The following is a 9,762-nucleotide window of genomic DNA, read 5'->3' as shown; positions in this document are numbered from 1 at the left end:
AGGAACTAACCTGATTTGTAAGTGAGCTTGTGAAGCTTAAGTGAACAGCATTGGAGATATTCGAAGAAAAAGTCATATACGGCCGGACTCATTTCTTTTAATAAATCCGGATACAGGAAATAGTAGACGCCGGCTTCCGCGAAAAATTCGCTGCGGTTCGTCGCTCCATATTCACCGAAGAGATCTTTTTGCGTCTCATAAATTTCTTTCCAGCGCGGCAAAGAGGATATGCGCAGCGTCGATCCGTGCGTTCGTACATCCGCCAAATGGACCAGTTCGTGAACGATCGTCTCCTTAAAGCTTTCCGGACTGGAAAGACTGCATGTTCTTCCGTTTCGAAAATACGTAAGGTATTCCGACCGGTTCAGATCCGGCACCTTGATGGCGGCGGTGAAGTTGGACGCACGTGAAAAACCGGCTGCATCAATATTCGTCTCCTGCTCGATCGCCTGGTTGAACGAGTTTTCGCTCAGAAAATAAATTCCAGCCGCCTGCTTTTTCAGAGCGGAGGGCAGTTCGTGAATCATCTGCACGATCGCCTTCTTTTCCGCGTCGCCCGGCATAGATTCCTGATCGCTCACTTCAAAATAGACCGCCGGATGTTCATTGCCTTCCTGCACGCAGTTTTCAAAGAGGGATGAGGACTGCTGCAGCGTCTGCTGGACAGCCGAGTCGCGCACGGTAATCAGCTGAATAAACGGAACCGGCGTATGAAGCAGATAGACGAAATAGCCGCAAAACGCCGCCACGCCCGCTGCCGAAATGAGAAAAGACAGAATTTTACGCTTTCGAAACAGGAAAAAGAGAAAAACCGTGCCCCCCACGGTCAGCGAGGGAACGATCAGTGCCGGAGAGGATATGGCCTGTTTCCAGATGATCTCAAAATCGCCGGCAAAAACGATCAGGAAAAGAAAGAGCGATCCAGCAAAAAGTCCGTACAGCAGCGATACGAAGAAGGCAGAAAGAGAACTCTTCCTGCCTTGCGGTTTATTTTTCATTTCTATGGGTCAAATGCGTCCAGAAGAGAAAGCCTTAGTTTTCTTCGGTTTTCTCTTCTGCGTCAGCCGCGTGGGCTTTCGCTTCTCTGGCTTCTTTGGATGCCATGGTTTCGCTGCTGTTCTTATTCAGAGAACTCAGAATCGAGTCGATCTTGCGGCCCTGATCGAGAGAGGTATCCTGAACAAAAATCAAATCCGGCATCTTGCGCGCTTTGATGTTGCGGGCGAGCGTACTGCGGATAAAGCCTTTCGAGGCCTGCAGCACTTTCATTCCGGCATCATTGCGTTCCTGTTTTCCCAGAAAGGAGACGTATACTTTCGCCTGCGACATATCGCGGGTGCATTCCACATCCGTAACGGTCACGAAGCCGAGTTTCGGGTTTTTCAGTTCGAACTGAAGAATCCGACTGATCTCCTTTTTGAGGATCTGATCCATTCTGTCCTGTTTAAGCGTCATTTTTAACTTCCTGATCTTCGAAAGCTTCAATGATATCGCCGACTTTGATGTCGTTGAAGTTTTCAATTGTCATACCGCATTCAAAGCCCTGGCTGACTTCCTTCACGTCCTTATCGAAACGACGCAGGGATCCCAGCTTGCCGGTGTAGACAACAATGCCATCGCGGATCAGGCGGCATGAGGAGTTATGGCGAATCACGCCGTCGGTTACGTACGAACCAGCGATGGTTCCGACTTTGGATGCCTTATAAATCTGACGAACTTCCGCCTGACCGGTAACGACTTCTTCGTAAACCGGGGCGAGCATGCCTTTCATCAGGCCTTCAAGTTCTTCAAGTGCCTTGTAAATAATGTTGTGCAGTCGGATTTCCACGCCTTCTTCTTCCGCTTTCTTACGAACGGCTGCTGTCGGACGGATGTTGAATCCGTAAATGATGGCGTTCGACGCGGAAGCGAGCATGATATCCGATTCGGTGATGGAACCGACGGTCGAACGGATGACGTTGACTTTGACGGTATCCACAGCCAGCTTTTCGATCGAGGCTTTCAGGGCTTCTGCAGAACCCTGAACGTCGGCTTTGATGAGGACGTTGATTTCCTTCATATCGCCTTCGCTGATCATGCGGGCCATATCTTCCAGAGAGCGGGCAGAGGAAGAAGCACGTTCCGATTCAATCTGCTTGGACTGACGGTGACCGGCAATCTCAGCAGCCTTTTTATAGGAATCGTAAACCATGAACACGTCGCCGGCACGCGGCACTTCGTTCAGACCGATAATTTCGACTGGAGTCGACGGTCCTGCACTCTTGAGTTCCATACCCTTATCCGAAGTCATCTTACGGATACGGCCATAGGCGGTTCCGGCAACGAGAGAATCGCCGGAGTGGAGCGTACCCTGCTGAACGAGCAGCGTAGCGACCGGTCCGCGGCCTTTATCGAGCTTGGCTTCAATAACGGTACCGCTGGCGGCTGCATCCGGGTTGGCTTTCAGCTCCTGCATATCGGCAACGAGAAGCAGGGATTCGAGCAGGTCGTTTACGCCCTGACCGCTGCGTGCGGAAATCTGGTTGAAAATCGTATCGCCGCCCCATTCTTCCGGCATGACGCCCTCGTTGGCGAGTTCGCTCATGACACGGTCCGGGTTGGCACCTGGTTTATCGATCTTGTTGACGGCAACGACGATTGGTACCCCGGCTGCACGGGCGTGGTCGATCGACTCTTTCGTCTGCGGCATGACACCGTCATCGGCTGCGACGATCAGAACGACGATATCGGTAATCTGGGCACCGCGAGCTCGCATGGCGGTAAACGCTTCGTGACCCGGCGTATCCAGGAACGTAACCTTACGGCCGTTCAGGCTGACCTGGTAGGCACCGATGTGCTGGGTAATTCCGCCAAATTCGCCTTTTACGACGTGGGCGGAACGAATGGTATCGAGCAGGGTAGTTTTTCCGTGATCGACATGACCCATGATGGTGACAACAGGCGGACGCGGTTTAAGATCTTTCTCATCGAATTCACGGTTGGCAATCTGGTCTTCGATATCATCTTCGTCAACAACAACTTCCTTGTTGGCCTTCACCTTGAACTCTTCGGAAATCAGTTCGATTTCGTCATCGCTCAGCGGCGTATTGATCGTGCACATGTTACCGAGCAGAAAAAGGAACTTGATCAGTTCAGATGAGTTTCTTTTCATCAGTTCGGCAAGTTCACCGACCGTGATCGGAAGCGAGTAGGTAATTTCCTTTGGATACTCGATTCTCGGTCTGGAAGGGCGGTTGTTATTGTTATTGCGCGATCCTCCGCGATTGTTGTTGTTACGATTCCGGTTATTGTTTCCCGGCTTGCGTCTTGCTGGCTTATTGGCCATTCAATCACCATCCTTTTCTAAAAACGAAAACAGAAGTTCTGTCCAAAGGCGGACAGTCTGTTTTTCCTATGCTTCTGGGAAGACTTCGCTCTTCTGTCTTTTACGGCGTCCTCGGAATGTACTCAAGCTTGAATCACTCCAGTACGAACATCGAAATAGACAGACTTGCGAAGGGAATTTGTAAATTCTTTTTATGACAAAGATTCTCCATCCTGCGTTTCTTCACGTTTGGTGAGGGGATCGGGCGTTAAGTACTTTTCGATCCCTCTGGCAAATCCGGCGTCGAGAATGGCGATGGAATTTCCGGCTTTGCTGCCAAGCTGATCGTAGCGATCGGCTTCGAGGGTGTAGCACGGTATGGAATAAAACGAACATTTGTCATGCAGTTTTTTCGTCCGGTTTGCACCGCAGGCGGAACTGATTACGACCGCTTTTGCTTTTCTGGAAGAGATTGCGGGAATCAGGGCATCGCCTTTAGCAAACTTTCCGGCTCGAATACAGAGTCCTAAAAGAGAAACCGTCGCATCAGCCGGCACGGATCATCAGCTCCAGTTTTTCATAGACCGCATCTGGAATTTCACACTCGAGGGCTCTGGCGAGCGCTTTGTTCTTTTTGGCTTTTTCCAGCGTTTCCATAGATTTCTGGATATAGGCGCCGCGGCCGTTTTTCTTGCCGGTCGCGTCGACGAGCACTTCCCCTTCCGGGGTGTGCACGACCCGGATCAGATCCTTTTTGGGAAATCTCTCCTGCGTCACGACGCATTTTCTCATCGGAATTTTTCTCATGGCGATCGATCTCCTTTCCAGTCAGGGCTTACTTGGCATATTCGGTTCCAGTTTCGGATTGGATTCCCCCTCCTGGGATGGAAATCAAATTCAGAATATGGATATGCCATCAGGCAAAGGCTGTCTCTGCCTGACTTGCGGTCTTTCAGACCGCTTTGACAAGTTTACACAGACACACAGGTTTTGAAAAGAAATAGCCTGTGCTGTCCTTGGAATACAGGTCTGTGCAAATTTTCAGAAGAAGAAGCGATCCGCTTATTCTTCGTAGTAGGAATCGTAATCTTCGTAGTCGATATCGTCGCTGTAACGATTTTCTTCTTCTTCGATTTCGTTGTCTTCGATTTCAGCGAGCTCTTCATCGGTGTAAATCGGATGAAGTACGTTGAAGGCCGGTTTCTTGCGTTCCTTGCGGCGCTCGTCTTTTTCTTTTTTCGCGTCATCCTTGCCTTTGGAAGGTTTAGCGGGTTTTGCGGGTTCAGCTTTTGGCGCTTCGGCAGCAGATTCAAACTTGGACACATACGTCGTACGCTTTTCGCTGAGCGATTTGCGTTTTTCCTTGGCGATGCGTGCCGCTTCTTCCATTTCGTCGAGTTCCTTTTCCTTAACGCTGACACTGGACTCTGCGGTTTTCGGCGCTTCGTTTGCCGGTTCGGCTTCGCTTTCGTACTGCGCTTCGCGGCTGGCGAGCGTATCCATGCGGTCGAGGTGACGATCGTCGTAATCGACATCGTAGTCGTAGTCGGCTACATCGGCGATATTGGCGGTCGGTTCGTTGGAGTTCTGCAGTTCTTCGATACGCTTCTGCTGCTTGTAGGCGCGTTCGCGGGCTTTCTTTTCTTCGTACTCGCGATGCATTTCTTCTACGTACCCTCTCCAGTCGATACCAAGTTCATCGAGTTCGCTCTGGGAGCGGATATCGATGCGGTAGCCAGTCAGCTTGTACGCCAGACGGGCGTTCTGTCCTTTTTTGCCGATGGCCAGGGACAGCTGATTGTCTGGTACGGCAGCAACCAGCGTACGGGAATCGTCGTTCGGATTGCGGTCGCGTGTGGAGCGGCGGACTTTTTCGCTGCCGAGTTTATCGGCGGCTTTTTCATGCGGGAAAATCTGAACACCCTGCGCAGGCGAGAGCGCGTTGGCTACGAGCTGCTGCAGATCGTCGGACCATTCGAAAATGTCGATTTTCTCCCCGTTCAGATTCGAAGATACTGCACGGACACGGCTTCCGCCCGGACCGATGCAGGCACCGATCGGATCGATGTTTTCGTTGTTGGAAATGACGGCCATCTTGGCGCGGAGTCCCGGGTCGCGGGCGATCGCCTTGATTTCGATCGTTCCGGAAGAAATTTCGGCGACTTCCTTTTCAAACAGGCGCTTGATCATGTCGTTGCAGGAACGGCTGACCATTACCATGGCGCCCTTGGATTCCTTGTCGACTTTTGTGATGACCACGCGGATCATTTTGCCTTCGATGTACTCTTCACCAGGAATCTGGTCAGATTTGCGCATGACGGCGTCGGTTGCACCGGGCTGAAGCTTGCCTTCCTGATCGGCGCCCAGACGAACCATGACGAAATTATTTTCTACGGAATGAATCAGACCGTCGACCATGTCGCTGACGCGGTCACGGTACTCTTCAAAAATTTCCTGTTTTTCAGCATCCTTGAATTTCTGGAGCATAACGCTCTTTACGGTCGAGATATCGTTGCGAACGAAGTCTTCGATATCGGCTTCTTCTTCAAGAACCTGGCCCACGATCGGATTTGGGGTAATGTCCTTGGCTTCTTCGACATCGAGCTGGGTTTCCGGATCTTCTACCGTTTCCACAACGTCCCAGATCCGGAAGGCCTTCAGGCCGCCCTTGGGATCGAGTTCGGTACGAATTCTCGCGGTTTTCAGACCGTGGGATTTGCGGTAGCCGACTTCGATGGCGTCATTGAGAGCGGAGGTAAGAACTTCCGGCGAGAGATTGCGGAAGGACTTGATGGCTTCGAGCGCTTCCTGCGCTGTTTTTGCATCCGCTTCGAGTTCCCTGGATTTTGAATTGCGTTTGGTTTTTGTTGGTTTCTTTTCTTTCATTGCTTTGTTAGGCATATCTTCCTCTGTATTAAACTTTTACAGCGCTGCGAATGTGCGCGATATTGTCTCGTCTGACCTGGTATTTTTTCGGACGGCCCTTGATAAACGTGCTGATTTTCAGTTCGTTCTCATCCGCCGCATCGAGTTTGCCGAAAATTTCCTTGACGTGATCCTGCTCCTGGATCAGTTCGATCCGTACATACTTGCCGACCTGGTTCTGGATCTGCTTTTCGGTTTTCAGGAGCCGTTCAGCGCCTGGGGAGCATACTTCCAGCATATATTCGCCAGGGATCGCGTCCGCTTCGTCTAACAGCACGGAAAGTGCTTCGGAACACTCGGCGCAGATGTCGAGATCAATGGGCTCGTCTTCACGGTCGATCATGACGCGAAGAATCGGGGGCTTCATTTTGGTGTCCCATTCGAGCTCATACAATATGCAGCCCTTTTCTTTCAGGGCAGGCTCAATCAGGGTTTTCAGATTATCCATTCTCTCTCCTTACAAAATCGAAGGGAGCGGATGTCCGCTCCCTTGGGATTGATAACACGATCAGTTTAGCACTGCAGGCAAGGACCTTCAAGCAAAGGCCCTGAAAAGTCAATGGGCAAAGAAGTGATTTTCCCTTTATTCTTGCCTTTTTAGAGCGCTGTCTTTCGGATGATGGATGCCACTTCATCGGCCGCTCTCTGCGCGTCGTCGTTGACAACGACATACTGGTATTCACCCTGCATGGCCATTTCTTCTCTGGCTCTGGCAAGTCTTGCCTGAATGGCTTCTTCCGATTCCGTGCTCCGGCTGCGCAGACGGTTTTCAAGATCTTCAAGCGTAGGCGGAACGAGGAAAATCGAAACGGCTTCCGGGTAGTTGTTCATGACCTGTTTCGCGCCCTGCACTTCAATTTCGAGCATGACATTGCGTCCAGCTTTCCGGTTTTTCTCGATTTCCGAACGCGGGGTTCCATACGCGTGATCGGCAAAGCCGGCGTGTTCCGCAAATTCATCATTGGCTGCGGCTTTTTCAAATTCTTCCGGCGTTGCGAAATGATAGGTAACGCCTTCGATGTCTTCCGGGCGCGGATCGCGCGTGGTCCACGATACGGAATTAACCATATTCAGCGCATCCATGTCGAGATTTTCCCGGATCGTCCGCTTTCCTACCCCGCTTGGGCCGCTGAGAATGTAAATGCGGGCATCGTGTTTTGTGTCGTTCATTGTAATCCTTCCTTCTGTCTGATTTTAATTTGCGCTTTCCTGCACGTTCTGGCTGAAGGCTGCTCTGTTTGCACAGACCATTCACAGCTGCTCATCCGCTTCTGTATTGTTTAAGGCATGTTTCGTATTCGTTTCTTTTTCGGATTGGCGTGAGCCAGACCAGTAAAAAAGAAACCGGCCGAATGAAAAATACGGAATTTCGTGCTCTTCCAGAAACTCTGAAGCCAGAACGGGAAAATACCGCGATTTTAAAACGGGAATCTGCGAACTTCCATTCCTATGCCGCACGTCCATTGACGCATAGCTGCTGTAAGAAAAGCCGCAGAACAGGAAAAGAACCGCTGCCCCCGCCAGACGCTGGCGTATGCGGCTGCGCTGCTCTATTTTCCTGTCGTTTTGTTTGCATCAGGATTTTCTCTATACTATACGAGAATTCAGGATTTGAAGAAATTTCTGCATTTCTTTTATAAAAATCAGTCCCAAGCGGACAAGGAGGTAGGCGTATGCCCTTTGACGGTCTTCTGCTTTCACGCGTCGTAAAAAAGCTTCAGGAATACAAAGGAGCCAAAATTGGAAAAATTCAGAGTCTCAGCGATGAAGAGATTCTGCTCTTCTTGCATAAGCCGCAAAAAGGCAGCGCCAGGCTGGCGCTTTGCGCGCATTCCAACACGTGCCGTCTTTATCTGGACGAAAAAAACAAGGACGTTCTGCCCAATCCTTCCCCCTTTGTCATGCTTTTGCGCAAACGCATTTCGCAGGGCTATCTCACAGCCATTGAACAGATGGGATACGACCGGATAGTCCGTTTTCATATCGTGGCGTCCAATGAGTTTTCCGATCGCGTCGAATACGATCTGTATGCGGAAATGATGGGCAAATATGCCAACCTGATTCTCGTCGATTCCAGAGACCAGACAATTATCGACTGTCTCAAGCGCATTCCGGTCTACGAAAATTCCAAGCGTCTGCTGCATCCGGGGGCGCTTTACACGCTGCCGCAAAAACCGGAACGGCAGATGCCCGAACCGCCGGTTACGATCGATCCGGACCGTTCACTGGTCAGCCAGATTGAAGGCTTTTCGCCCGCGATTTCCCGTGAATTTCTGTACCGCATGCAAAACGGACAGACGTATGAAGAAATTTACGACGAGATGACGCATTCCGATCTTCTGTATCGGACCGGCAACGAATTCCATGTGCTTCCCTTTGAACATCTCCAGACGCCCTGGACGTCCCTCCCCCTGATGGAAGGGCTGGAAACGCAGTTTGAAGCCGATGAAAACCGCCGGCGCATTTCCCTGCAGTGCGGCGATGTCTTCAAAGCCGTGGATCGAGAAATCCGCAAGCTGTCCAAAAAGCTCCCGCGTCTGGAAGAGTCGCTGGAAGAATCGTACGGGTATGACGAAATGCGTCAGATCGGCGACGCGCTGTTTGCCCATCTCGATCTGCCAAAGTCTTCGCACGTGACGCTGGAATCGTTCGATACCGGCGATAAGCTGGAAATCGATCTGGATCCGCGCTATTCGATCAAGGACAACGCGAACATTTACTATCACAGGTACCGCAAGCTTAAGCGCGGTCGCGAAATTCTCGCCGAGCAGGTGGAGCAGTGCGCCAATCAGCTCGAATACTTCCAGATGCTTGCCGAGCAGCTCAAATACTGCAGCGCCGATGACGTTCTGGAAATCCGCCAGGAACTGGCGGACCGGCATGTTCTGCATCTCAAAAAAGATGCGATGCGGCGCAAGAAGAAAAAGATGCCCAATATCGTCGTTCTGAAAATGGGCGATTCGACCATTTACGCCGGCAAGAACAATCTCCAGAACCAGTACATTACCTGGACGCTGGCCAGACGCAGCGATCTCTGGTTTCACGTCAAGGATTATCACGGCTCCCATGTCGTGCTGCAGAGCGAACATCCGAGTGAAGAAGAAATCCGCTTCTGCGCCATGCTGGCCGCCTGGTTTTCCAAAGGCCGCTATTCTTCGAGCGTGCCGGTCGACTACACCCGGATTAACCAGCTCAGGAAGGTTCCGGGAAAAGGCCCCGGCTTTACGACGATGAAATCGTTCAAAACCATTTATATCGATCCGGATGCGCATGTCATCGAAACGGCGCTTAAAACCGGAAAGGCGCGTCTCGATCTGTCGGAAAACGAACAGTAATTCGTACGGTCCGCATAGCGCCCGGAAAGCAGTTTCTCAAGCTGCCTCACCTTTTCTGACACAGCTTTCCTGCTCCGTCCAAATTTGCTTTAGATAAAAGATAAACGTCTTCGTTTCGAATTCCTGAGAATTCAGTTCGAAGACAATGCCATTCGGTTAACGGTTTTGTAGATTGCCAAATTATCCATTTGAGATAAT

General features: G+C 51.0%; 10 protein-coding genes. 2 read left to right on the top strand and 8 right to left on the bottom strand.

Annotation, left to right across the window (positions count from 1 at the left end; all coding sequences use genetic code 11):
• Nucleotides 1-5: 5 nt before the first annotated feature.
• The 8 genes from Q2J39_RS09805 to gmk form a co-directional block, all read right to left on the bottom strand.
• A complete protein-coding gene (locus tag Q2J39_RS09805) occupies nt 6-998 on the bottom strand; it encodes an anthrax toxin lethal factor-related metalloendopeptidase (RefSeq protein WP_288340446.1) in 993 nt (330 codons plus the stop codon).
• A gap of 34 nt (nt 999-1,032) precedes the next feature.
• A complete protein-coding gene (gene rbfA, locus Q2J39_RS09800; RefSeq protein WP_230267889.1) occupies nt 1,033-1,455 on the bottom strand; it encodes a 30S ribosome-binding factor RbfA in 423 nt (140 codons plus the stop codon).
• A complete protein-coding gene (infB, locus tag Q2J39_RS09795; RefSeq protein ID WP_230267888.1) occupies nt 1,445-3,325 on the bottom strand; it encodes a translation initiation factor IF-2 in 1,881 nt (626 codons plus the stop codon). Before infB ends, rbfA begins: the two co-directional genes overlap by 11 nt.
• A 191-nt stretch (nt 3,326-3,516) precedes the next feature.
• Nucleotides 3,517-3,861 (bottom strand): 50S ribosomal protein L7ae, encoded by a 345-nt coding sequence (locus Q2J39_RS09790; RefSeq protein ID WP_288340443.1) that lies wholly within the window; start codon nt 3,859-3,861, stop codon nt 3,517-3,519.
• Nucleotides 3,851-4,111, bottom strand: coding sequence for an RNase P modulator RnpM (locus Q2J39_RS09785; RefSeq protein ID WP_230267886.1), 261 nt, complete (start codon nt 4,109-4,111; stop codon nt 3,851-3,853). Before Q2J39_RS09785 ends, Q2J39_RS09790 begins: the two co-directional genes overlap by 11 nt.
• A gap of 255 nt (nt 4,112-4,366) precedes the next feature.
• On the bottom strand, nt 4,367-6,205 hold the full coding sequence (gene nusA, locus Q2J39_RS09780; protein WP_230267885.1) for a transcription termination factor NusA: 1,839 nt from the start codon (nt 6,203-6,205) through the stop codon (nt 4,367-4,369).
• A 13-nt stretch (nt 6,206-6,218) separates the two neighbouring features.
• Complete coding sequence (gene rimP / locus Q2J39_RS09775) at nt 6,219-6,677, bottom strand: ribosome maturation factor RimP (protein WP_288340440.1); 459 nt, start codon at nt 6,675-6,677, stop codon at nt 6,219-6,221.
• 149 nt (nt 6,678-6,826) lie between these two features.
• Entirely contained in the window at nt 6,827-7,399 is a 573-nt protein-coding gene (gmk, locus tag Q2J39_RS09770; RefSeq protein ID WP_230267883.1) for a guanylate kinase, read from the bottom strand.
• Between the two features lie 182 nt (nt 7,400-7,581).
• Here gmk and Q2J39_RS09765 point away from each other — a divergent pair, with 182 nt between their 5' ends.
• Together Q2J39_RS09765 and Q2J39_RS09760 are read left to right on the top strand one after the other, a co-directional pair.
• The gene (locus Q2J39_RS09765; RefSeq protein WP_230267882.1) at nt 7,582-7,869 is read left to right on the top strand and encodes a hypothetical protein; all 288 of its coding nucleotides are present in this window, start codon (nt 7,582-7,584) and stop codon (nt 7,867-7,869) included.
• 33 nt (nt 7,870-7,902) lie between these two features.
• Complete coding sequence (locus tag Q2J39_RS09760; RefSeq protein ID WP_288340436.1) at nt 7,903-9,564, top strand: NFACT family protein; 1,662 nt, start codon at nt 7,903-7,905, stop codon at nt 9,562-9,564.
• The last annotated feature ends 198 nt before the right edge of the window (nt 9,565-9,762 follow it).

This window comes from uncultured Allobaculum sp. (assembly GCF_948576815.1).
Lineage (GTDB): Bacteria > Bacillota_I > Bacilli_A > Erysipelotrichales > Erysipelotrichaceae > Allobaculum > Allobaculum fili.
The sequence above is the reverse complement of the archived record's forward strand: the minus strand, read 5'-3'. Positions and strand labels throughout refer to the sequence as shown.

What these genes read in the sequence shown, in the direction of transcription:
- rbfA (WP_230267889.1), bottom strand. Translation starts at nt 1,455, where the DNA reads ATGACGCTTAAACAGGACAGAATGGATCAGATCCTCAAAAAGGAGATC.
- Q2J39_RS09765 (WP_230267882.1), top strand. Translation starts at nt 7,582, where the DNA reads ATGAAAAATACGGAATTTCGTGCTCTTCCAGAAACTCTGAAGCCAGAA.
- Q2J39_RS09760 (WP_288340436.1), top strand. Translation starts at nt 7,903, where the DNA reads ATGCCCTTTGACGGTCTTCTGCTTTCACGCGTCGTAAAAAAGCTTCAG.
- infB (WP_230267888.1), bottom strand. Translation starts at nt 3,325, where the DNA reads ATGGCCAATAAGCCAGCAAGACGCAAGCCGGGAAACAATAACCGGAAT.
- rimP (WP_288340440.1), bottom strand. Translation starts at nt 6,677, where the DNA reads ATGGATAATCTGAAAACCCTGATTGAGCCTGCCCTGAAAGAAAAGGGC.
- nusA (WP_230267885.1), bottom strand. Translation starts at nt 6,205, where the DNA reads ATGCCTAACAAAGCAATGAAAGAAAAGAAACCAACAAAAACCAAACGC.
- Q2J39_RS09805 (WP_288340446.1), bottom strand. Translation starts at nt 998, where the DNA reads ATGAAAAATAAACCGCAAGGCAGGAAGAGTTCTCTTTCTGCCTTCTTC.
- Q2J39_RS09785 (WP_230267886.1), bottom strand. Translation starts at nt 4,111, where the DNA reads ATGAGAAAAATTCCGATGAGAAAATGCGTCGTGACGCAGGAGAGATTT.
- gmk (WP_230267883.1), bottom strand. Translation starts at nt 7,399, where the DNA reads ATGAACGACACAAAACACGATGCCCGCATTTACATTCTCAGCGGCCCA.